This window comes from Candidatus Rickettsia mendelii (assembly GCF_057543435.1).
Genome location: NZ_BTGX01000011.1, coordinates 32851 through 57235 on the forward strand (window position 1 = coordinate 32851; position 24385 = coordinate 57235).

Sequence of the window (24385 nt, forward strand, 5' to 3'; positions counted from 1 at the left end):
ATTATTTTACTCCTAAGGCTTCTTTTACTAATCTTTCTTGCTGTTTATTATGTGCTTGAAGTGAGCCGACTGCTGGCGAAGCAGCTTCTTCTCTACCTATATATTTGAATTCATTATTAATGCTAGCTTCCTTTAAAACATCATTTAAATGAGTAACGATATATCTCCAAGCTCCCATATTCTTTGGCTCTTCCTGACACCAAATAAATTCTTTTGCTTTATTATATTTTTTTAATAACTCAACTACAACTCCTTTTTCAAAAGGATATAATTGTTCTATCCTAATAATCGCTACATCACTATTACTACCACGCATTTCAACTAAATCATAATATACTTTACCACTACATAAAATTATTCTGGTAATATCATTTATATCTACTGTATTTACTTCATCTAAAACTGGTATGAAAGTAGTATTTTCACCAAGTTTATCAAGTTTAGATACTACATATTTATGACGCAGTAAAGATTTCGGTGACATCACAATTAATGGTTTTCTAGTGTTACCAAGTATTTGACGACGAAGTAAATGAAAAATTGAAGCAGGAGTAGTTGGATATGTAATATACATATTATCTCCTGCAGCGAGCTGTAAAAATCTCTCAAGTCTTGCTGAGCTATGTTCTGGTCCTTGCCCTTCAAATCCATGCGGCAATAACACTACAAGCCCACTCATACGAAACCATTTAGTTTCACTACTTGAAATAAATTGATCAAAAATAATTTGAGCACCATTAGCAAAATCACCGAACTGTGCTTCCCATAAAATCAAATTTTTTGGATTGGCTAAAGAATATCCATACTCAAAGCCAAGGACAGCATATTCAGACAAATTACTATTGGCTACTTCATATTTAGTAGCTTGATTTTCCAATAAATTATTAAGCGGTATATAAGTAGTACCATCAATTTGGTTATGTAGTACTGAATGGCGATGTGAAAAAGTACCGCGTTCTGAATCCTGTCCAGTTAACCTTATATTAATACCGGAAGTAAGTAGACTTGCAAAAGCTAGCTGCTCTGCTGTTGCCCAATCAATAGGCTGATCTGCTACTAAGGTAGCTTTTCGCGCCTCAAATAATTTAATAAGTTTTGGATTAGCAGCAAAATTTATTGATATCTCACATAACTTAATTCCTAAATTTTGTAAGGTTTTTTTATGCACACCTGTGACCACTACTTTTGAACTAACACGAGAAATACCTTGCCATAGACCTTCTAAAAAATGTACTTCTGGCTTATAATTCTTAGCTTGTTCATATTCCTGATCTAGTTTTGCCTTAAACTGTGCTTTTAATTTAGGGAAATAATTATCATTAATTATACCGTTTTTTACTAAATCATTTGCATAAATACTTCCAGGAGTAGGTTTATTCTTAATAATACTATACATCTCTCCTTGAGTATACATAGGCTCATCACCTTCATTATGCCCATATTTTCGATAACAAATGATTTCTACTACAATATCTTTTCCAAATTTTTGTCTATATTCTACAGCAATAGCAGTTGCTTTTAAAACAGCTTCTATATCATCACCATTAACATGTAAAATTGGTGCTGCTATTATTTTTGCAAACTCCGTAGAATATCTACTAGTTCTAGTATCAGTAGCATTCGCTGTAAATCCTAATTGATTATTAACTACGAAATGCAATATTCCACCAACATTATAGGCAGCTAGAGGTGACATTGATAAGCTTTCTGCGACTACGCCTTGACCACAGAAAGCAGCATCACCATGTACTAAAATGGCTTTGACTTTACTGCGCTTAGTATCTTTTAAAATATCTTGCTTTGCTCTTACTTTTCCTGCAACTATAGGATTTACAGCTTCCAGATGCGAAGGATTGTCAGCTAATGATAAATGTATCTTCTTATCACCCTTTACTCTATCTGCTGAATAACCTAAATGATATTTCACATCACCTGAAACATTTAACTTTTCAGGGAATACATTATCGCTTATAAAGCCTGCAATGACTGCTTTATAAGGTTTACCTACCACTTTAGTGATAGTATTTAATCGTCCACGATGTGCCATACCAATTACTATTTCTTCAACACCGTGATTCATAGATAAATCTATAGCTTTATCTATAGCAACTATAGAAGCATCTCCACCTTCAATAGAAAAACGCTTAGCGCCTGGAAATTTTGTATGTAAATATTGCTCAAATCCTTCTACTTCTACTAAATCATTTAAAATAATTTTCTTTTCTCCTGCAGTAAAGGTAGATGCTACTGACTCTAACCTACTATATAACCAGTTTTTTTCTTCTAAACTTTCTAACTGCTTAAATTCTACCCCTATATGATTTGCATAAATTTCATCAAGCTTAGTAACTAACTCTAATAATTTACAGTTTGCAATACCCATAAATTCATTGCTAATGTTAATATTTTCTTCTAACTTATTATTATCAAAGCCAAAATCTTCTATATTAAGCTTTAAATCATTTCTTGTTTTTAATATCTCAAGACCTAGCGGATCAAGATTTGCTAAATAATGTCCATAATTGCGATAAGCATCTATCATTTCTTTAGCTTTAAAACTGTTTAATGTTTCAGAAGATAAATCATTATTTACTATTTGTGTAGTTTCATTTTGAATAATTATTTTCGCTGTGCTTTTATTAATACTAGGCTTACTATTATCCTTAATCTGATTAAAAAATTCTTGCCATGTTTGATCAACAGAATTTGGATTTGATAAATAGCTGCTATATAATTCTTCAATAAAAAGAGCATTTCCACAAAATAAAAAGCTTGTTTTTTTAAAATAATTGTCCATAAAATTATTTAGTATTGTTTAATTTTATTATAAAATTGTAAATGGTTAGCCACTTTATTGCATGTGTCTCTTACGTGCTATGTATATTTTTCTTCCAAATATTTTATATATATCTCAGGATTAATTTTTTCTTCACCGCTAACACTTTTTAATAAATCAGCTGAATTCTTTAAAGAACCAAAATTCCTAAAACTCTTATTCAGATAGTGATTTAAATTACTGAAATTACCATTTAAAATATCATCTTTTATATTAGGATGAATCTCTTTTACCTTTTTCATTACCATTGACGCAATAATTGCACCATTTGTATAAGCAGGAAAGTAACCAAAACTGCCATTTGACCAATGAATATCCTGAAGGCAACCGCTACTAAAACTAGTAGGTTTGACATTTAAGTATTCTTGCATCTTGTTATCCCAAAAACTCGGTAACTCATCAAGATTCAATTCACCGTTAATGAGTAATTCTTCTATCTCAAAACGTAATATTATATGCATTTGGTAAGTTACTTCATCAGCATCAATTCTTATAAAATCAGGTTTAACTCTTGTAATCTTTTTATATAAATAATCCGCTGAATATTCATCGCCTTTAAGAGCAAATTCATCTCGCAATATCTTTGCTAAGAGATCTATAAATTCCCTTGATCTACCTATTTGCATTTCCATCAATAGAGCTTGACTTTCATGAAAAGCCATCCCTTTCGCTAAGCCTACTTGTTGACTCTTATATACATCAGGCAAATTTTGCTCATATAAAGCATGCCCAGTTTCATGAATAATTCCCATTAAACTACTTACAAAATTATGTTTATCATATCTAGTAGTTAAACGTATATCGTTTGGTGTCCCACCACAAAAAGGATGCATCGATTCATCAAGTCGTCCTTTTGTAAGATCAAACTCCATAATCTCCATAATGCGATTTCCAATACGTTTTTGTATTTCTGGACTTAGTTCACTACTTTTTATTAATTCTTTTTCACTTTTTTGTTTTTCTAAAACTTTGGCTATTAGCCGAGAGAGATTTTTTTTAAGATATGCGAAAACTTTTTTGATTTCGCTACTTGTCCTACTTGGATCGTACATATCTATCAATGCATCATATAATCCGCAATTAAAAGTACTTGCTCGTGCTTTTGCGACTTCCTTTGTATAATCCAAAACTTCCTGTAAATATGGCTTAAATAAATTATAATCATTATTTGTTCTTGCTTTTTGCCAAACAAGTTCAGCTTTAGTAGTAGCTGCTACTAATTTCTTTTGCAATTCCTCATCAACACAACTGGCATCCAATATTTTTTTTTCAATTTCTCTAATATTAGCATTTTGCCATTCATTAAGATCTTTTGATTCTTCTTTTGCTCTATTTAGTAAGTCTTGAAGCATAGGTGATTTGAGCATAGAGTGAACTAACGATGTTAAAGTTAGTATCTCACTCGTTCTACTTTCCCCTGAACCTATAGGCATATTTGTAGCAATATCCCAATATAATATGCTTAGAATATTATTAAAATGTGAGATAGTGCGAAATTTATTTTCTAATTTTATATAATGGTTCATAATTTGTATTTTAACATTACATGTTTATAGGCCTTATTGTATAGATCAGTTAATACTTTTATCATCCTGCAATTAAATTCACAGGATTCTATAAAATACACTACTAAAAATTATTTTTGAGATACCAGTGTACATTTTTTACAAATGCAATAACTCTTTTGCAGCCTTTAGGCTTGCATCAGTAATTGACTTACCTGAAATCATGCGTGCTAGCTCTTCTTGTCGCTCAGCTAAACTTAAGATTTTTACTGTTACTTTTGTCTCTTTTTCTAACTGCATTTTATAAATTTTTATATGCAAATCTGCTTTACCTGCTACTTGAGGCTGGTGTGTAATAACTATTACCTGAGTAACTGAACTAAGTTTTTTTAGCCTATCACCAACTTTATCTGCAACTTCTCCACCAATTCCTATATCTACTTCATCAAATATAATAGCTGGTTTAACCATTTTATCAAACAAAGATGTTTTTAAAGCAAGCATAAATCTTGATAATTCACCACCGGAAGCAATCTTATTGATTGCTTCTATCTCCATTCCAGGATTAGTCGAAGCCTTAAAAACAATATCATCATTACCGTAAGCTGTAGGTTCTCTTTTAGAAGTTATATCAATCCTAAAAATTGCCTTTGCCATTTTAAGCTGTTTTAATTCTTGATTTAACGCATCCTCAAGATATTTTGCAGCAATAAGACGCTTCTTAGATAAAATTTTAGCTAATTTATAATATTCTAGATTTAATTTTGTCTCTTGTACTTTTAAATCAACCTGATTTGCTATTTTAGCTTTTAATACATCTAACTGCTTTAAAGATTTATTTAAAAATTCTTTAATCTCATCGGCAGGAACATTATACTTACGGCTAATTGCTTTTATTAAAAATAATCTTTCTTCTATTTCTTCAATGTTATATTCATCTTGACTAAAATTTTCTAAAAGATTTGATAATTTTTGGCGTGCTTCTTCTAGATTATTATAAGCTTCTTCAATGCTTGCAGCGATACTCGTAAAATGTTTGTTATGTCCTTGTCTTGCTAATAACTTTTCTGCTTTACTAATTGATGTGTTTATTTCAGGATTGTTAATTTGCTCTAGAATATCTTTTATTAGCTGCAAATCCTTATCTCGATTTTGTAAGTCTTTTCTTATATTTACTAACTGCTCTTCTTCACCTACCAAAACATTAAGTTTAATTAACTCTTTAGTGACAAAAGTTAAATAATCAATTTCTTGCTCTATAGAATTTTGCTTTAGCTCCCATTCGATGATTTCATTACGAATACCCTGCCAATCATAATAACATTTAGAAATCTTTGCACGTAGTTCAGAAAGATCACCGTAACTATCTAAAATATTAAGCTGTGTAGCTGCCTCTAGAAGAGAAATATTGTTATTTTGTCCATGCAGTTCAAATAAATAAGTAGCTAATTGCTGTATAATAGCTTTATTAACTACTTGATTATTAATAAAGAAAATTTTTCGTCCTTTTGCTTTCTGTACACATTTTATAAGCAATAATTCTTCAGGTTCAATGAAATTCTGAATTAAAAAATCTTTTATTTCTTCATTTAATGAAAAAACTATATTAACAGCTGTATAATCTTTTCCGTATTTTATTATGTTATTGCTTGCAGTTTTATAACCTAAACAAAATAAAATAGCATCAAGTAAAACAGACTTACCGGCACCGGTCTCACCAGTAATAACGCATAAGCCTTCAGTAAATTCAATTTCCAACTCGTCTATCAGAATAAAATTTTTAACTGAAAGACTATGAAACATAAATTACTCGTGTTCATAACCTTTAACTAACTTATATGCGTAACCATACCATTGGCTATCAGGGTAGTTATAACCAAGGACTGAGGCGTATTTTTTTGCTTCCTCAGGTAAACCAAGCATCATATAACTCTCAACTAAACGGTAAAGAGCTTCTATAGAATGAGAAGTAGTTTGATAATAATTAATTACTTCTTCAAATCTATTAATTGCTGCCATAGGATTCTTTCTCTTTAAGTAAAATCGACCTATAGCCATCTCTTTACCAGCTAAATGATCATTTACTAGATCAATTTTTAAAGATGAATCAATAGCGTATTTAGTATTTGGAAACTTTGCTATTACTTCTTCAAAACTACTTTTAGCTAAGAAAGTTCTAGACTGATCATGATCCACGTCAGAAATTAACATATAATATGATAAACCTTTAAGGTAATATGCATAAGCAATGTCGATGTTTGCAGGATGTAAATTAATAAACATATCAAGGACGTCGACTGCTTCTTCATATTGAGTAGCAAGAAACAAAGAATAAGCTTGCATCAATTCTGCTTGCGGCGTTACTTCATTACCTGGATGTTGGTAAAAAACTCTTTCGAATTGTTCTGCGGCTTTTTTATAATTTTTCTTTTCTAATAAAATAATACCTTCATTATAAAGAGTGAGAACAGGAGTTACTACCTCATCGCTACCTTTGTTGCTTTTACACCCACTTAAATATAGCCCTATAATTAAAATGATACTAAATAATTTTGCTAATTTCATAAGAACTTAAATTTAGTTAATACCTCAATATACATATAGGCCTACAGAATTTCAAGGATTCAATTCTTGAAATCTTGTAAACTTTATATTTTTACTAGGTTCCCCTTATCTGCTGTATGTATTTAGGCTACCACATAGCTTCGAAAAACCTGCTGTTATCACACTAGCTTGTAGCTGCTCTTAAAATAAATCACTATAAGTTGTTTTGTGGGATAACATAGTTATGATATTTTAGCTATTTTTTGAATCGTGTCACAATACCTATTTTTCTTTATAATTTTTTCAATAGCTAACCATGTATTAACCTCTCTATATGCATTATCACATCTTTTTCCTATAGATTTATATATTGCATAGAAAACCTCTCAAGATAAATATCTTGATCGTGAGTAGAAGATGATTTTTAACAAAATAAGGCAAGACTATTATTATATAGCACTGGCTTCCACTAGTTATAAGTGAGAGATTAATTATTTAAAAATTTATCTTCTAACACTTTAATAACATCAATAACATCAAAGATTTTATTTCTATACGAAAAACTCAATCCAAACTCTACGACCATAAGCTTTTCATTTTATTAAAAAAGCTACTATCATTTTCTTTTTCATTTATAGACTCTTTTTTAAATTCTTCCAATAACTCACGCTGTCTTTTAGATAAATTTTTAGGCACTTCAACATGAACATGTGCGAGCATATCACCCCTAATAGTCGATCTCATTTTAGACATACCTTTGCCTCGAAGCCTTAACTGATCAGCATTTTGTGTACCAGCTGGAATTGTTAAATTTACTTTTCCACCTTCTATTACCGGCACTTCTACTTCGCCCCCAAGAGCAGCATTCACAAAACTAATAGGTAATTTACAATGTAAACTTGTTCCATCTACTTTATAAATATCATGAGGTTTTATTGCTATATCAACATATAAATCCCCGCTATTTCCACCCCTGATACCAGCTTCTCCTTCTCCAGGATGCCTTATCCTAGTGCCATTTTCAACACCTGCAGGAATATTTACCGATAAGTTTCGATGTTTACTGTAACGCCCCATTCCATGACATTTTTTACATGGATTTTTTATAATTTGCCCATTGCCCTGACATTTGTGACAAGTTTGCTCGATCGTAAAAAACCCTTGTTGAATCCTAGTTGTTCCACTACCACTGCAAATATCACAAGTAGTTACAGTCTCACCTTTTTCAGAACCACTACCATGACATGAATCACATATTACTTCACTAGAAAAATGAATATTTTTTTCAACACCATGGAATGCTTCCTCTAAATTAATTGTTAAATCATATTTTAAATCTGAGCCTCTAACCTTACTTGATGTCGGGCGTGATGATCTTCTACTACCACCCATAAAATCGCTAAAGAAGTCACCAAATATATCATTGATATCAGGATGAACACCTCCTCCTTGTGAACTTGTGCCTCTTGCTTGATTTTGAAAAGCATCATGCCCAAAACGATCATAAGCTGCTCTTTTTTGCTCATCTTTTAAAACATCATAAGCAGCATTTATCTCTTTAAATTTTTTTTCAGCATGTTTATCTCCTGCTGCTGCATTATCTGGATGATATTGTTTAGCTAGCTTGTGATATGCTTTTTTAAGCTCAGATTGGCTAGCTGTTCTACTAACACCAAGAATTTGGTAATAATCTTGTGACATAATTTATGTTATAATGTTAAGTTTGATTTGGTGATTCCATTAAGAACTTTGAATTTGCATATAAAGATTCTATCTCATCTTTATAAAGGTGTAGATCCAGAATAAAAATATTTAATGTAGTGTAAGAACTCATAAATTTTATAGATTAAAATATAAAAAATTTATTTTTTGCAACTTTATTACTGGATTCCTACTGTTAGCTAAAATGAAATAAGAACTGGTTGTAATATGCAAACCATACTATTTCTTATCTACAAAATCAGCATCTACTATTTTTTCATCGTTATTAGTATTTTCAGTAGCTCTAGCAGCATTATTTGCACTCTGTGCTTTATACATTGCTTCACCGATTTTCATGCTAGCATTAGTTAAGCTTTCTGTCTTTTCTTTAATTAAAGCTATATCTTCTGAGTCAAGAACAGCCTTTAAAGATGCTAAAGCTTCCTCTACTGCTCCTTTATCTTCAGGTGATAATTTATCTCCATATTCCTTAAGAGTCTTCTCAGTAGAATAAACTAAGCTATCAGCAGTATTTTTTGTTTCAATAAATTCTTTACGTTTTTTGTCCTCATTGGCATTTTTTTCGGCATCTTTAACCATTTGTTCTATTTCATCTTCACTAAGACCACCTGATGCCTGAATGGTTACAGTTTGCTCTTTACCGCTTGCTTTATCTTTAGCCGAAACATGAACTATTCCGTTAGCATCGATATCAAATGTTACTTCTATCTGCGGAACACCGCGCGGTGCAGGAGGTATACCTTCAAGATTAAACTGACCAAGTAATTTATTATCTTTTGCCATTTCACGTTCACCTTGGAATACCCTAATAGTTACTGCATGCTGGTTATCGTCTGCTGTTGAGAATACCTGACTTTTCTTAGTAGGGATAGTAGTATTACGATCAATTAATCTAGTAAAGACACCACCGAGAGTTTCAATACCAAGCGATAGAGGTGTAACATCTAATAATAATATATCCGTTACTTCTTTATTGAGTACTCCACCTTGGATAGCAGCACCAAGAGCTACAACTTCATCAGGGTTAACTCCTTTATGAGGCTCACGTCCAAAGAATTTTTTTACTGTCTCTTGTACTTTTGGCATTCTAGTCATACCACCTACAAGCACTACTTCTTGAATATCAGAAGCTTTTAAACCTGCATCATTTAATGCTTTACGACATGGCTCAATAGTTTTTTCGATTAAATCATCCACTAACTTTTCTAGTTCTGCCCTAGTAAACTTAATATTTAAATGTTTTGGCCCTGTACTATCAGCTGTAATATAAGGTAAATTAATATCAGTAGTTAATGCAGATGATAGTTCCTTTTTAGCTTTTTCAGCTGCTTCTTTCAAACGCTGTAATGCTAGAGGATCATTACGTAAATCTATGCCACTTTCTTTTTTAAATGTATCTATTAAATGATTTAATATTCTAGTATCAAAATCTTCACCGCCAAGGAATGTATCACCATTAGTTGATTTTACTTCAAAAACACCATCACCTATCTCAAGAATTGAAATATCAAACGTTCCACCACCAAGATCATAAACTGCAATAATCTTATTTGCTGATTTATCAAAGCCATAAGCAAGAGCTGCAGCAGTTGGCTCATTAATTATTCTTAAAACTTCAAGTCCTGCAATTTTACCAGCATCCTTTGTTGCTTGACGCTGCGCATCATTAAAATAAGCAGGAACTGTAATCACTGCTTTTGTTACTTTCTCGCCTAAATAATTCTCAGCAGTTTCTTTCATTTTTTGTAAAATAAATGCACTAATTTGGCTAGGAGAATATTTTTTATTATCGACTTCAACCCATGCATCACTATTATCGGCTTTTACTATTTTATAAGGCACGATCTCTTGATCTTTCTTAACCATTGGATCATTGAAATTTCTGCCAATTAATCGCTTTACTGCATATATAGTATTGCGAGGGTTAGTTACTGCTTGCCTTTTTGCTGCTTGTCCTACTAATATTTCACTGTTAGCAAAAGCTACAATTGAAGGAGTTGTTCGCTCACCTTCAGAATTTCCTATTACCTTTGGTTCTTTACCCTCCATTACTGCAACACAAGAGTTGGTAGTCCCAAGGTCAATACCTATTACTTTTCTCATATAAGTCCTCATTCTCTTATTTCTCTTATTTTTATTATGACTTTTTATTTGATATAATATGATCGTAATTATTTTACAAGAGGTGAAAATGAAAAAATTACTGATTCTACTAAAAGTTTTATTTATTAATCTTTTTTTGTTAGATAACATATTAGCCTCTTCAGAAACAAACAGTGTTATATTTGAAAAAGCGAAGAAAGCAATCGTAACAATTGATACTAGAATTGCTGTATCAGCATATGAAGAAACAAGTAGTTGGACAGGTACAGGTTTTATTAACGATAAGAAAAATGGTTATATAATTACTAACACTCATGTCGTAGGACTTGCATCTATTGGAACTTATTTTGTTACCTTTTATAATGGCGAACAAGCAGAAGCAAAACTCATCTATTATGATATTTGGCAGGATTATGCTGTTTTAAAAGTAACAAGTGCAGATATACCAAAGTCCGCAACAGAAATACCTTTTTCAGATAAATTACCAAAATTAAATCAAAAGGTTTTTGTAGTTGGTAATACTGAAGCACAAGGTTTCTCATTTCATACCGGTTATTTATCAGATCTTTATAATATTGAAGGAATGATGCCTCAATGTACTTATATTATTAATTTAAATAGTACCGGTGGTGCTAGCGGTTCACCAGTATTAAACGATAAGATTGAAGCTATAGGAGTGTTATATGGTGGAGGTAAGACTTATTCTTTAGCACTGCATGGTGATTATGTAGCTCGCACTTTAGCAAGTTTTAAAGAAAATAGAGAACCTAATAGAAAACATATAGGAATCATAAGTGAGTTATATTCTTTAAACAAGGCTGTTAGACATAATAATTTTCCAAAAGAAGAAATGGACAAATATATAAATAAATTTCCTGACAGTAGAAATAGAGTAATAAGTGTCAAAACAGTTTTAGCTGGTTCACCTGCTAAAAAATTTTTAAAAGCTGGTGATATTATTTGGGCAGTTAATGGTAAAGAATTAGGTGGAAATTTAGCATTACTTGATAGAGAAATGGATAATTTTAAAGGTATGGCTATTAAACTTACTATATTTCGCAATGGTAAAAAATTAGAACAAGATATAGATTTATATGACATAAATAATAATAAAATCACTAAAATGGTCAATTTTGGCGGTGCTATATTTTTTGAAACTGATGATTATTTTAGTAAAAAAGCAGGTATTCCACTTAAAGCATTAAGCTTAGTTTCTGTACAGTCCGGTAGTAGTTTTAGTTCTATACCAACATTTTTTACTAAAGATTATAAAAATGTTTATAGATTACAAATTTCTGAGATAAAAGATCTAAAACTAAATAATATTGATGATTTAATAAAATTATTACCAAATTTTACTAAAGATAAATTTATAACTATTAGATTTAAAAATTATCAACCTTACTATAATCATTTTGGCTATAATGAAGTTATTTCATCACATAACGATATGATCGCTGATATAACACTCGATTCTATAGACACTAAACCATACATATTGAAATATAATAATGTTTCTTATGAGTGGGATATGGAAAACATAAAATTGGATAACTAATCCATTATAATAAATAAATACATTTAGAAAAATTAATAATCAAATTAAGAACCTACTTTCAATTAATTAGCTAAGCATAATAATAATTTACATATTCATCCATTACGATTTACCTAGCTTAGACAATTATGGAAGAAACATCTGAAAAAGTAATATATGATACAACAATTTAAGAGTTACAGATTTTTTATTTAATTAAAGATAAAAGTATATTCTAATATGCTGTAGTCAAAGAGAATGAAGCCAAGTTAGTTAATACAGATGTTAGAATTGATCGTATACTGAATAGAAGTAACATATTATGGTTCAACAATGTTTAACTCAGCAGTTATAAAGAATTACTGACCTAAAAGGTATTAATACAAGCAGTTCCTGATTTAGTATAGAAAAAGATTAATAATATAAAATTCTATCACCACTAGATTATATTAATAAAAATTATAATTTTAGTAAAAATTGCTGCCTACTAAAAGTATTAGAGTATAATCAGCAATCTAAAAAGCAAATTTCTAGCAAAAGGTAGACCAAGCAAGAATGAACTAGTGAGGATAGTGCAGCATAGATTATTTATATGATAAATCATTAGATAAAATAAAAATAACTGAAGCAACTAATCTCAAAACACATACACTGATAAGGAGTCAAAATTTTATCAATAAACTAATATATTATAACTCAGTAACAGCTATTTTTCTTAGGTTTGACATCTCATAATATTTTGTCTCATGTCCATAATGAGATTCAATTCTTACTACATTACCTTGCTCAACTACTATATTTACCTGTTATTCCATGTAACTGCTTTATACTCTAACCCCAGCTCATATTTATATCTTTCAGTAGATAACAACAACTCTCTTGCTGTTTCATTTATTATGCTTATTAGATTCATTGATGTTTTTATATCTGACATTCTTTCTTAAACTCTACTTACACTTTCAGTTAAAAAATATGTTCTAACTTGTGTAAAAAATGTGTTTGCTATTATGTTAGGTTAATTTTTATTTATTTGTTGAAATACCTTTAAAATTATTTAAGGGGTAGCAGTCAGTGTACATAGCTTATTTAAAAATGTCATTTTTATAACGGCGCATGAATTAATAAATGCTAATTATTAGCATTTTCTTTATACAAAATGAAAATAACCTGCTATTAATAATTAAAAAATCTAGCATCCAAACAAATATGCATTCTGTATTTATTATTATGCTCTTTTTTATAAGTGCTTGTAATTTAAAACCTATATATAGTGAAAAATATAACAAAAGCAACGACTTAGAGGTAATTGAGGTTAAACCTATCAAAACAATTGAAGGAGCAGAATTTTATCATCGCTTAACTAGTATTTTACCACAGAAAGCAAAAGCAAAATATCTACTTAAAGCAGAGCTTACAGTAACAACCATGCCTGCTACTATTGAAAAAAACTCTAATGTTTTAAGAGAATATATTAGCCAATCAGTAAGATATAAATTAATCGAGATAGAAAGCAAAGAAATTTTGATTGAAGAAAAATTTTATCAGACTACATCATATAATGCTATTTTTACCCCATATGCTACAAATGTTGAGAGAGATAAGACAGGAATAGAACTTGCTTATCAAGCAGCTGAAGAAGTCCGCAACAGATTGATTTTATATTTTAGTCGGAAATAATAATTTATGAAGTTTTATTTTTTACAAATCAACCAGTTATTTGAACTAATAACAAATGGAAAAATTAAAGCTCTTTTACTATATGGTCCTGATAAAGGCTATATAGATAAAATTTGTAGATACTTAGTAAAAAACTTCAATATGCTGCAAACTTCTATAGAATATGCAGATCTTAATATTTCATCTCTAGAAATATTACTTAATTCACCTAATTTTTTTAGTCAGAAGGAATTAATTAAAATTAGATCAGTTGGTAACTCAATAGACAAAAACTTAAAGTCAATTCTGAGCAGTAATTATACACATTTTCCTGTATTTATCGGTGAAGACATTACTGCTAATTCAAGTTTTAGAAAATTTTTTGAAACAGAAGAATATTTAGCAGTAATTGCTTGTTATTATGATGATGAATCAAAAATTGAAAAGATAATTTCAGATAAACTATGTAAAAGTGGCAATACTATAAGTAAAGAAGCACTTAATTATTTAAAAACGTACTTAAAAGGAGATCATGATCTAATCTGCAATGAAATAAATAAATTGATATATTTTACTCATGATCAAAAAGAAATTACCTTACGTGATGCTCAAAAAGTAACTAGCAATGGGATTATAGCAAGTAGTAGTAATTTAGCTATTTATTTTTCAAAGAAAAATTATAATAACTTTCTGCAAGAACTTGCTATATTAAAAAAACAAAATATTAATGAGGTATTAATTATTAGAGCATTAATAAGATATTATTTAAATTTATATATAGTCTTATTAAAAATAAAGAATGGAGAACGTATTGAATCTGCTATAAAATCTTTATCGCCTCCAGTTTTTTATCAAAATATTAATGATTTTATGAAAATAGCAAATACTATTAATTTAACTGAATGTTTAGAAACTTTAAATCGCTTGCAGCAAGCAGAAGTTGATTACAAATTAAACCCTATGAGCTTTGATTTATTTCAAAAAATTTGTTATGCCAAGACCTAATTTTTCTAATAATTATGATCAAATTCATGAGATTATTAGAGTGAACCATGCTGGAGAGTATGGAGCGAAAAGAATTTATCAAGGACAACTAAAATACATCAAATCCCTGAATGATTATATATTGATTAAGGAAATGCTTAATCAAGAAGAAATACATTTACATTATTTTGAACAAAAATTATTAGAGAAAAAAGTAAGACCAACAGCTTTATTATTTTTTTGGCATCATTATGGTTTTTTACTTGGTGTTTTATCTTCTTTGATAGGAACAAAAACAGCAATGCTTGTAACCCAAAGTGTAGAAGAAATAATAGAACAACACTACCAGCAACAAATAAATTATTTGCAGAGTGCAGGTGTCGAACCAGAATTATTAAATAATATAACCAAGTTTCGCCTTGATGAGATTGAGCACAAAGACACTGCTATAATAAATAATAGCAAGCAAGCGATATTTGCAGAGATAACTAGTAAAGTAGTACAAACAATTTGCCGAGTTGCTATTAGTTTAAGTAAAAAATTCTAACTTTTATATCTTTTTAAGATTGCTGAATTGAAAAATCTTTAACTTCTAAGATCTTGAGAAAAAAATACAAAATATTAATAAAGCTATTAAAAATGGTAATGAAATAAGAAAAATTTTTTGTTAATTTTAAAAGCTTGAGAAGAGTTTATTTCTTCTTTTCTTCCTACATTATCACGTTTAAGAATCAATAAATTTTTGTTAACTCTAATACTGTTTTAATTTCTGTATCAATATATTTCAAACCAAATCTAAACAGTAAAAGATACCAAATATTTAAGCTCTACTGCTGTAAAACAATAACCATCCTATTATACTTCATGATGATTATACTCAATTAATAACAACAGCCCTCTAGTAAGATTATAACTTGTATTCAGTTTTAAGAGATTGCTCTCATAACATATAGAGCTTACACATTATTAATACTCTATAATAATTAGTTGAATAATATTATGAATCAAAGGATTTTAGTTACCATAATAATAATGTCATCTATGGCACAACTAAATGCAGAAAGCGTCTCAGACAAAATAAACGTCAAAGAAGAGGCTAAATATATACTAGATGCATTTCAGAAATTTGCTACATAGCATCTTAAAAGAGCTTCAGTGCAAACTATATTAATAATACTCTGCATTCCTCACATTGTAAACCTCTTGCTCTCTCACAAGTTAATTTATATTACTGTTTATTTACCAGGAGTATATATTCTTTTCTAAGAGCTGTTAACAACCTTACAGTTAACTAAAACCTTTTCTATAGAATTTGCTTTTACATAAACAATAATTTATCTAATATAATAATTAGAACTTAATGACTTGAATTATACAATTAATAAAATATGAATCAAAAAATAATTCACATTATATTGCTAAACAACACCTATTTCATATAGTTAATCCAAGTCCTTGGTTAATTCTAACATCATTTGCTTTACTTCTTTTATTGTAGGCAGTATTTCATTTACGCATGATTAAATTATAATACACATATCTTAGCTTCAGAGGTTATTTCAGTAGTTTACTAGATGTAGTAAGAAGAAATAGTAGAACATCAGCATACAATAGTAGTGAAAAAAGGTTTATAAATTATGGTATATCTTAACAGATTAATAGTATTCTTTGCTTCTTTTTTAAAGCAAGCTTATCACCTGTAGATCTTTTGTATAGTGTGGATTGTAAAGCAAGGAGTTTGCTCTTCACCCACAATTGAAACTTTTGATCAATTTGATATTCTTTTTATCAATACTTTGATACTACTCTTATCAGCTACTACTGTCACTTGAGCTAATTATGCCATAGAGAAAAACATTAAAAAGATTGTGTAACGGCACTCATACTATATTGCTTGGAGTATTTTTATAAGCATATAAATTTATCATGTAGTATTTAAATTCACAGATGGCATGTATGCTTCTAATTTCTACTTAGCAACATGTTTGCACAGAGCTCATGTAATCATAGGTACTATATTTAATGGTTTATTATTTTAGAACAAAAAGATGGGAGTTGAACACCAGAGATAATGAGCATTTAGAGTTTGAATTTGCTGCATTATATTGGCATTTTATTGATGTCGCCTGGTTATTTTTATTTACTTTTGTTTACACATATTTGGCAGTTATTGATATTCATAGCAGCACCCTGTGATTATAATGTTACTTAAAATAAGTGTTTTTATAATATTTTAGTATATTAATTAAATTTGCATATATTTAAGAGTTGATTTATATGTAAATAAACTATACATTGTCCTTTGAATGTTAACTATTTTTGAGGTAAAACATATGAACTTTCATATTCATAAATTAAACAAAGAAATTGATCATACTCTGTCATTACGCTTATTATTTACTATTTTAAGTGTAGCGATTATTATAATGGCTTTCGATAGTTTAGCTGCCGGTAGTAAGGATCCCGTAGGTGATGCATTATGTAACTTAATTAAAATATTTAGAGGTAATACTGCAAGAGGCATAGCTGTTGTTGGTATAATTGTTCTAGGGATTCAAACACTTAGAGGTAAATTACAGTGGGAAGTAGCTTTAGTTATAGTTACTGCAATTATCATATTATTTAAAGCACCTGACATTGTAAATATGGTATCAGGCGATACTAATAATCAAGCCTGTGGTGTTTAACATATTTTAACTTATATAACACCATAAGTGATAACTTATGGTGTTATAGTTTTTACTATTTTTTCATTGTTTGTTATGTCCGTAACGTGGTAACTATTTCAGAGTATCTATTAAAATATAAAATGGCTTAATTCTATTAAGTCATTTTTTTTGATATCATTGATCTATAGATGTAGTATGAGTTCTATGGCTTTAGTATACTTTATAGTTCTCGTACTTTTTCCTCCCGCAGTAACACTAATTTGGCATTCAAATTCACAGATAGTATATATGCTTCTAATTTTTACTTAGCAACAGGTTTGCACGGGACTCATGTAATGGTTAGGTACTGTATATTTTAATAGTTTATTACTTTTTTGTATGATGACTTAAAGCTGTAAATGCCAAGTAATGATAATGTTTTTTAAAATTCTTATCTTAGTTCAGTACATTTCTATAAGAAAAAATAATAAGTAGATTCTTACTTTAATAAAAGTCCTATTCTATTACCTATAACAATATCAATATATTTTGCTGTAATAGGTATTCCTTCAACACTCATTTCCATATATATTGTTTGTTTTGCAGGAATTTTTGCTTGTAATTTTGTAATTGAAACATACTCATCTAAAACATGATTATTATTGTCTATTACTTTAACTTTGATTAAAGGATCAGAAATTAGATAGTCTGACTCATTAGATAGTTTATAAAATATTTTCATGCTACCTATATTCTGAGATTCACCTAAATTAATTTCCTCTATCTTTAATTGATCATATTTACCTAAGAATTTAAAACTATCTACTAGTAATATCATTAAGCAAAAAATTATAAAGCTAGTCCATAATAGTGGAAATGCATTATATTTTTTCTTGCTAGGAATATATGGTAAAATAACTGGTACACGAGTAAGATACTGATCATTATAATAATTTTTTTTAATGCTTTCTACATCTACTTTATCTTTACTAAAATTACTTAATTTACTAGTATTATAGTCCAATTTTTGATACCATAAATGACTACATTTAGAGCATTTTACCCGTCGTCCATTTACACCTATTTGATTATTTGTAACAATAAATTTTGTTTGGCAATTTTGGCAAGTAATATACATAGTTGATTACAATTATTGTATTTGACTTTATGATAAAGTTATTTATTATTTTTAGCAATAAAACTGTTAAAAGATATGTCTGACTTTATAAAAGAAATTGAAGAAGCTTGGCAAATAAAGGATCAACTTATTCAGAATCCTTCAAAACTCATAGCATTAAAAAAAATTCTTAATGACATCATAGAAAAGTTAAATCAAGGTACTGTTCGTGTTTGTGAAAAGAAAGAACATAACTGGCAGGTTAATGAATGGGTAAAGAAAGCTATATTGCTATACTTTGTCACGACAGAATCACAGCTTTATAATAATAATTATAATAGCTGGTATGATAAAGTTGCTCCTAAGTTTGCTTCCAACATCGATCAAAATGTATTTAAAGAAGCTGGAATACGCAAAGTTCCAGGGTCTTTTGTTAGAACTGGTACTTACATTGCTAAAAATGTTGTAATTATGCCTTCTTTCATTAATATAGGTGCTTATATAGATGAAAGAACAATGGTTGATACATGGGCTGCTATTGGCTCATGTGCACAAATTGGCAAGAATTGTCATATTTCAGGTGGTGTAGGAATCGGCGGAGTACTTGAGCCACTACAAGCAAAGCCTGTTATCATTGAAGATAACTGTTTTATTGGTGCAAGATCAGAAATAGCAGAAGGCGTAATAGTAGAGGAAGGAGCAGTAATTAGTATGGGTATGTTTATTGGTGCTTCCACAAAAATAATATACAGAGATACAGGGGAAATTATTTACGGCAGAATACCTGCTTATTCTGTTGTAGTACCTGGAGTATTGCCTGCTAAGGAAACAAATAAGCCTGGACTTTACTGTGCTGTTATTGTAAAACAAGTTGACAAAACTACTAGAGCTAAAGTAAGCATAAATGATTTATTAAGAACATCAGTATTATAGCAGGTTAGAACAAGAAATTAGGTTATTACCATAGTAAAGGTGTTACTGATTATCCTTAGCTATCGTTCCTGTCTTGTAGTGAAGTATCTATTTGTAATAGGATCTAATGTTGTAGCTGTTCTTTGTAATTGGGTTTAGAATCACCTACTTTAAGATTTATATACTGCTAATAATCCCAGTATTAGTACAATTTTGTAGACTATACTCAAGGTAGTAAAAATTATAGGCTATTGGCATTTTTGTTGATTTATCTAATAACTAGCACTAGATGCCTCATAATTTAATACTGTATTATCAAATTGACTCAAACAAGTCTTAAGTAAATTAATCATATAGTTAAGATATTTTTAATTTTATAAATAAAAAAGTAATATTGATCTACCAATTATTGCAAGTAATTTTTTAAAGCACTTATTAGGCTGTCACTAAATATAGATATTGTTACATAATTAATTTAGTTAGGTATACCTTATTGATCTGTTAATTTTAAAAAGCTGTAATATGCTTTAAGTAAACAAAAAATAGAAAAAAAGATTATAATTAGGCTTGTCCAAGGTGAAGCAACCTTTTATCTTGTGGGTTATTTTATACTCTCAAATGCTCACTAGAGCAGGTAATGCTTAACTTCTTTAAAGCTTCATCTTCTACATAATTCGGAGCATGCATAAGTAAGTCCTCTGCTTGTTGATTGAGTGGGAAAGCTATAATTTCACGAATATTAGTTACTTCAGCAAGTAGCATAACGATTCGATCAATACCAGGAGCTACTCCACCATGTGGTGGTACACCAAACTTAAACGCCCTAATCATGCCACCAAATCGTTTATTAACTTCCTCTTCACTATAACCAGCTATAGAAAATGCTTTATACATAATTTCCGGTTTATGATTTCTAATAGCTCCACTAGAAAGCTCAATACCATTACAAACAATATCATATTGGTAAGCAGTGAGTTCCAGCAACTCTTCAATTGTTATTGCTCTTTCTAATGCATCTAAACCACCTTGTGGCATAGAGAATGGATTATGGCTAAAACCAATTTTACCAGTTTCGTCATTCAATTCATAAAATGGAAAATCAGTAATCCAGCAGAATTTAAAGCAGTCTTTTTCTAGTAATTCTAACTCATTAGCAAGTTTTATTCTAACCTTACCAGCAAGTTCTACAGCTTTGTCTTTCTTATCACTAACAAAAAATACAGCATCACCATTTTTTATATTAGCAGTAGTTTTTAAAGACTCTAATTGCTCGTGAGTTAAAAATTTTGCTACCGGACCTTTTGCTTCAGCACTATCACTAAATTGAATATAACCAAGCCCTCCTGCTCCTTCATATATAGCAAATTCTATCATCTTATAGAAGAAGCTACGAGGTAATGAAGCAGCTTTTGGAGCTGGAATAGCACGCACTATTGCACCTTTTTTAATATTTTCTCTAAAAAGAGTAAAATCTGAATCTCTAAATATCTCTGTAACATCAGCAATTATAATAGGGTTACGTAAATCAGGTTTATCAGAACCGTATTTTAGTATGGATTCATTATAAGGAATACGAGGAAAAGGTAATGGAGATACTTTTTTATCAGTAAATTTAGTGAATAAATCATATATTACGGGTTCAATTGTAGCAAATATATCTTCTTGCGTAACAAAAGACATTTCTATGTCTAATTGATAAAATTCACCTGGAGATCTATCAGCTCTTGCATCTTCATCGCGAAAGCATGGAGCAATTTGGAAATAACGATCAAATCCTGACACCATTAATAGTTGCTTAAATTGCTGAGGTGCTTGTGGTAATGCATAAAACTTACCAGGATGCAACCTACTTGGTACTAAAAAATCCCTAGCTCCTTCAGGAGAGCTAGCAGTGAGAATAGGTGTTTGAAATTCAGTGAAACCTCTTGCTGTCATTAAACGACGAATGTAAGCAATAACTTGTGAGCGAAGTATTATATTATTATGCAATTTTTCACGTCTAAGATCTAAAAAGCGGTGTTTGAGTCTTAAATCTTCTGGTGCTTCTTTTTCAGTATTAATAACAAATGGTAAAGTATCAGCAGCTGATTCAATAATTAATTCACAAGCAAGTACTTCAATATAACCAGTAGTAAGCATATTGTTAATGGTACCTTCCAATCTTGCTAATACTTTACCAGTTACTGTAATTACCGACTCATAGCGCAAACGACTTGCATCATCCATAAGTTGTGGGTTTCGATCGGTAAATACAATCTGAGTTATACCATAATGATCACGTAAATCTATAAAAACTAAATTACCGTGATCTCTTCTTCTATGTACCCAACCAGATAATTTAACTTCTTTTCCAACATCAGAAATTTGTAATTCATTACAATTGTGAGTTCTATATTTATGCATTTATTTTCGTTTTTAAAATCTTCTAACTATACTTAAAAGAGCTTAATTTCGCAATTGGAATTATTTAAAATATAGCCTTAATATCTAAGCAACTTAAAAAATTCCTTAGCTCCTGACGGGCAAGTAGATGTGAGCTATTAAATGCTCTATCATATCTTGCAATTTTTAGATCAAGTAATGTTAAGCCTTGCAAAAATAATTCCCTATATATCACACGCTCGCTAAAGCCTTCAATAAGCTCAAAGTTAATTCTTTTTGCAAGTTTAACTAATACATTTCCTACTCGTCTTTTATTTAATGCATCAAGGTTGCTTAGACGATTACGCAGTATTATCCAATCTATACTAGCCCTATCTCTACTAGCACGTTGCACTTTCTGTTCCCAGATCATTTGGCTATAGATTGATGGACTAATAATTTCATCTTTGCTATCAATTTTTGCTATTACATCTAAATCCAAAAAGCTATCATTAATTGGAGTAATGATTGTATCAGCATAAGAATGAGCAAGTCTTGATAAAGCAGTATGACTACCAGGTGTATCAATTACTATATAATTAGCATTCTCATTATTTTTTAAGACTTGCTCAAAGCTACTTGTTTGTTCTTCTTCTAAACCTTCAGTTATATGAAAATGCTTTGGTACTAATACCAATTTATCAGGATTTTCCTTGTTATATAAATCTCGATTTGTGAGGTAGTTAGTTAGAGAACCTTGGCGTGAATCAGTATCTATACTAACTACTGAATAATTCTGATAAAGTAGTGCTATTATCAGATGCATAGAGCAAGTAGTTTTGCCTGCTCCACCTTTTTCATTGCCAATAACAAAGATATAAGGCTTATTGGTATTTGTGTTCATAATTTTCCTTGATAAATTTCTCAAGTAATCTAACACCATACCCAACTGCCCCCTTTGGGCCAAGTAATGAAGTTTTTTTACTATTAGCTACACCTGCTATATCTAAATGTGCCCAATCCATACCTTCTTTAATAAATCGCTTGATAAAATGAGCAGCTATACAACTTCCAGCAGAACCAGGAACACTACCAATATTTGCCATATCAGCTATATCGGAGTTAATCATTGCATCATAATCACTGTGCAAAGGCATTTTCCAAAGCTTTTCATTAACTTCTTCTCCTGCTTTTATTAACTTGTCAGCAAGTTCATCATTATTAGAAAAGCACCCACCATATACACTACCTAATGATACGACTATTGCACCGGTTAAAGTAGCAAGATCAATAATACATTTAGGTTTAAATTTTTCTTGTGCATACCAAATAGCATCAGCAAGTACTAAGCGCCCCTCTGCATCGGTATTTAACACTTCAACAGTTTGTCCAGACATAGTTGTCACTACATCTCCAGGACGCTGTGCATTACCAGATGGCATATTTTCAACGAGCCCTATAACCCCCACAATATTCACCTGTGCTTTACGGCCAGCTAGAGCCATAATAGCACCTACAACCGCAGCAGAACCTGCCATATCATACTTCATTAAATCCATATTACTTGAAGGTTTCAAAGATATACCTCCGGTATCAAAAATAACACCTTTTCCTACCAAAGCAATAAAAGGTATGTCTTTACTTGTGCCTATGTATTTCATCACAACTAATTTCGACTCATTTTGTGAACCTTGCCCAACGCTAAGAAGTGCTCCCATACCAAGATTTTTCATCTCACGTTCACCGATAATATCAACATCTACGTCAAGTTTTTCAAATATATCTGCTACTCTTTCAGCATAAACTTGCGGTGTTTTAATGTTTGACGGCTCATTACTTATATCTCGTGTAAAAAATACTGCTTTAGCAATTAATTTCTTGATCTCAAACAATTCTGCTGCTTCCGAATTATTATTAGTAAAAATCTCAAAAGATTCTACTTCAAATTTTTCTGTTTCTTTTAAAGTAGTTCTATACTTGTTAAATCTGTAAGAAGCAAGAAATGCACCGCTAGCAATTAAAGATGCAACCATTTGTGGTGTAAATTTTCCAATTCTATTTATAAGATCTAAACTAATAGTTGGAATTTTTGCTGCAGTAGCTTGTTGTAAGATTTTACCGCCCAGCTCTTCAATTTTTACTTCAGTTAGCTTTGCTTTATTCCCAAGACCTACTATTATCAAACATTTCACTTCACCTGATTTAACAACCGAAGGGATTGTTTTAATCTGTCCATACTTACCGGTAAATTGCAATTTATTTTGTATAGTTTTAGAAATTAGCCCGTGATGTTGCTGATCAAGTCTTATCAAATTACTATCAAATTTTAACTGTTCATCAATGAAAATTACTAAGCCTTGATTGTTAAGTGATTCTTCATTAGTAAAATTTATATTAAGCATACTTATTCCTTATATTAACTTGCCTAGGTTAATTCTATATTAGCTTAAATGAAACTTT

The 24385-nt window shown here is 30.2% G+C and carries 18 protein-coding genes and 2 pseudogenes; 9 read left to right on the forward strand and 11 right to left on the reverse strand.

The genetic code is table 11. The features are described 5' to 3' along the window. Window position 1: 1 nt before the first annotated feature. The 6 genes from AC27F4_RS01710 to dnaK form a co-directional block, all read right to left on the reverse strand. Window positions 2-2797, reverse strand: coding sequence for a 2-oxoglutarate dehydrogenase E1 component (locus tag AC27F4_RS01710; protein WP_487061471.1), 2796 nt, complete (start codon window positions 2795-2797; stop codon window positions 2-4). Window positions 2798-2874: 77 nt separating this feature from the next. Continuing rightward, window positions 2875-4365, reverse strand: a complete 1491-nt coding sequence (locus AC27F4_RS01715) for a carboxypeptidase M32 (protein ID WP_487061684.1) — start codon at window positions 4363-4365, stop codon at window positions 2875-2877. Between the two features lie 135 nt (window positions 4366-4500). Continuing rightward, window positions 4501-6144 (reverse strand): DNA repair protein RecN, encoded by a 1644-nt coding sequence (gene recN, locus AC27F4_RS01720; RefSeq protein WP_487061473.1) that lies wholly within the window; start codon window positions 6142-6144, stop codon window positions 4501-4503. A gap of 3 nt (window positions 6145-6147) precedes the next feature. Continuing rightward, complete coding sequence (locus tag AC27F4_RS01725) at window positions 6148-6906, reverse strand: outer membrane protein assembly factor BamD (RefSeq protein ID WP_487061475.1); 759 nt, start codon at window positions 6904-6906, stop codon at window positions 6148-6150. Between the two features lie 555 nt (window positions 6907-7461). Continuing rightward, the gene (gene dnaJ, locus AC27F4_RS01730) at window positions 7462-8586 is read right to left on the reverse strand and encodes a molecular chaperone DnaJ (protein ID WP_487061477.1); all 1125 of its coding nucleotides are present in this window, start codon (window positions 8584-8586) and stop codon (window positions 7462-7464) included. 240 nt (window positions 8587-8826) lie between these two features. Further along, window positions 8827-10710, reverse strand: coding sequence for a molecular chaperone DnaK (gene dnaK / locus AC27F4_RS01735; RefSeq protein WP_487061479.1), 1884 nt, complete (start codon window positions 10708-10710; stop codon window positions 8827-8829). Window positions 10711-10777: 67 nt separating this feature from the next. On the opposite strand from dnaK, the gene AC27F4_RS01740 reads away from it, so the two are divergent. After that, complete coding sequence (locus AC27F4_RS01740; RefSeq protein ID WP_487061686.1) at window positions 10778-12268, forward strand: S1C family serine protease; 1491 nt, start codon at window positions 10778-10780, stop codon at window positions 12266-12268. Between the two features lie 778 nt (window positions 12269-13046). Here the strand turns inward: AC27F4_RS01740 and AC27F4_RS01745 are convergent. Beyond that, the gene (locus AC27F4_RS01745; protein ID WP_487061481.1) at window positions 13047-13181 is read right to left on the reverse strand and encodes a hypothetical protein; all 135 of its coding nucleotides are present in this window, start codon (window positions 13179-13181) and stop codon (window positions 13047-13049) included. 272 nt (window positions 13182-13453) lie between these two features. Between AC27F4_RS01745 and AC27F4_RS01750 the strand changes: the two genes are divergently transcribed. The 7 genes and pseudogenes from AC27F4_RS01750 to AC27F4_RS01780 form a co-directional block, all read left to right on the forward strand. Continuing rightward, window positions 13454-13924: a hypothetical protein gene (locus tag AC27F4_RS01750; RefSeq protein WP_487061483.1), complete on the forward strand. Its 471-nt coding sequence runs from the start codon at window positions 13454-13456 to the stop codon at window positions 13922-13924. Window positions 13925-13930: 6 nt separating this feature from the next. Further along, window positions 13931-14908 (forward strand): DNA polymerase III subunit delta, encoded by a 978-nt coding sequence (gene holA, locus AC27F4_RS01755; RefSeq protein ID WP_487061485.1) that lies wholly within the window; start codon window positions 13931-13933, stop codon window positions 14906-14908. Beyond that, window positions 14895-15434 (forward strand): demethoxyubiquinone hydroxylase family protein, encoded by a 540-nt coding sequence (locus AC27F4_RS01760; protein WP_487061487.1) that lies wholly within the window; start codon window positions 14895-14897, stop codon window positions 15432-15434. Before holA ends, AC27F4_RS01760 begins: the two co-directional genes overlap by 14 nt. Before the next feature lie 452 nt (window positions 15435-15886). Next, window positions 15887-16024: a hypothetical protein gene (locus AC27F4_RS01765; RefSeq protein WP_487061489.1), complete on the forward strand. Its 138-nt coding sequence runs from the start codon at window positions 15887-15889 to the stop codon at window positions 16022-16024. A 244-nt stretch (window positions 16025-16268) separates the two neighbouring features. Continuing rightward, window positions 16269-17083: pseudogene (locus AC27F4_RS01770) on the forward strand (cytochrome c oxidase subunit 3). Between the two features lie 137 nt (window positions 17084-17220). Beyond that, complete coding sequence (locus AC27F4_RS01775; RefSeq protein ID WP_487061491.1) at window positions 17221-17574, forward strand: TrbC/VirB2 family type IV secretion system protein; 354 nt, start codon at window positions 17221-17223, stop codon at window positions 17572-17574. 245 nt (window positions 17575-17819) lie between these two features. Continuing rightward, a pseudogene (locus tag AC27F4_RS01780) lies at window positions 17820-17897 on the forward strand (cytochrome c oxidase subunit 3); the annotation flags it as partial. A gap of 137 nt (window positions 17898-18034) precedes the next feature. Here the strand turns inward: AC27F4_RS01780 and AC27F4_RS01785 are convergent. Then, window positions 18035-18673, reverse strand: coding sequence for an MJ0042-type zinc finger domain-containing protein (locus tag AC27F4_RS01785; RefSeq protein WP_487061493.1), 639 nt, complete (start codon window positions 18671-18673; stop codon window positions 18035-18037). 75 nt (window positions 18674-18748) lie between these two features. Here AC27F4_RS01785 and dapD point away from each other — a divergent pair, with 75 nt between their 5' ends. Next, window positions 18749-19585, forward strand: coding sequence for a 2,3,4,5-tetrahydropyridine-2,6-dicarboxylate N-succinyltransferase (gene dapD, locus AC27F4_RS01790; RefSeq protein ID WP_487061495.1), 837 nt, complete (start codon window positions 18749-18751; stop codon window positions 19583-19585). A 585-nt stretch (window positions 19586-20170) separates the two neighbouring features. Here dapD and aspS read toward each other — a convergent pair. The 3 genes from aspS to AC27F4_RS01805 all read right to left on the reverse strand — a co-directional run bounded on the left by aspS (window position 20171) and on the right by AC27F4_RS01805 (window position 24327). After that, entirely contained in the window at window positions 20171-21967 is a 1797-nt protein-coding gene (gene aspS / locus AC27F4_RS01795) for an aspartate--tRNA ligase (protein ID WP_487061497.1), read from the reverse strand. Window positions 21968-22031: 64 nt separating this feature from the next. Beyond that, window positions 22032-22829 (reverse strand): division plane positioning ATPase MipZ, encoded by a 798-nt coding sequence (locus AC27F4_RS01800; protein WP_487061499.1) that lies wholly within the window; start codon window positions 22827-22829, stop codon window positions 22032-22034. Then, window positions 22810-24327 (reverse strand): leucyl aminopeptidase, encoded by a 1518-nt coding sequence (locus AC27F4_RS01805; RefSeq protein ID WP_487061501.1) that lies wholly within the window; start codon window positions 24325-24327, stop codon window positions 22810-22812. The genes AC27F4_RS01800 and AC27F4_RS01805 overlap by 20 nt, the downstream gene beginning before the upstream one ends. Window positions 24328-24385: the final 58 nt, after the last annotated feature.

Coding starts and splice junctions, on each gene's coding strand:
- AC27F4_RS01710 (WP_487061471.1), bottom strand. CDS start 2,797: ATGGACAATTATTTTAAAAAAACAAGCTTTTTATTTTGTGGAAATGCT.
- recN (WP_487061473.1), bottom strand. CDS start 6,144: ATGTTTCATAGTCTTTCAGTTAAAAATTTTATTCTGATAGACGAGTTG.
- AC27F4_RS01725 (WP_487061475.1), bottom strand. CDS start 6,906: ATGAAATTAGCAAAATTATTTAGTATCATTTTAATTATAGGGCTATAT.
- dnaJ (WP_487061477.1), bottom strand. CDS start 8,586: ATGTCACAAGATTATTACCAAATTCTTGGTGTTAGTAGAACAGCTAGC.
- dnaK (WP_487061479.1), bottom strand. CDS start 10,710: ATGAGAAAAGTAATAGGTATTGACCTTGGGACTACCAACTCTTGTGTT.
- AC27F4_RS01745 (WP_487061481.1), bottom strand. CDS start 13,181: ATGTCAGATATAAAAACATCAATGAATCTAATAAGCATAATAAATGAA.
- AC27F4_RS01750 (WP_487061483.1), top strand. CDS start 13,454: ATGCATTCTGTATTTATTATTATGCTCTTTTTTATAAGTGCTTGTAAT.
- holA (WP_487061485.1), top strand. CDS start 13,931: ATGAAGTTTTATTTTTTACAAATCAACCAGTTATTTGAACTAATAACA.
- AC27F4_RS01760 (WP_487061487.1), top strand. CDS start 14,895: ATGCCAAGACCTAATTTTTCTAATAATTATGATCAAATTCATGAGATT.
- AC27F4_RS01765 (WP_487061489.1), top strand. CDS start 15,887: ATGAATCAAAGGATTTTAGTTACCATAATAATAATGTCATCTATGGCA.
- AC27F4_RS01775 (WP_487061491.1), top strand. CDS start 17,221: ATGAACTTTCATATTCATAAATTAAACAAAGAAATTGATCATACTCTG.
- AC27F4_RS01785 (WP_487061493.1), bottom strand. CDS start 18,673: ATGTATATTACTTGCCAAAATTGCCAAACAAAATTTATTGTTACAAAT.
- dapD (WP_487061495.1), top strand. CDS start 18,749: ATGTCTGACTTTATAAAAGAAATTGAAGAAGCTTGGCAAATAAAGGAT.
- aspS (WP_487061497.1), bottom strand. CDS start 21,967: ATGCATAAATATAGAACTCACAATTGTAATGAATTACAAATTTCTGAT.
- AC27F4_RS01800 (WP_487061499.1), bottom strand. CDS start 22,829: ATGAACACAAATACCAATAAGCCTTATATCTTTGTTATTGGCAATGAA.
- AC27F4_RS01805 (WP_487061501.1), bottom strand. CDS start 24,327: ATGCTTAATATAAATTTTACTAATGAAGAATCACTTAACAATCAAGGC.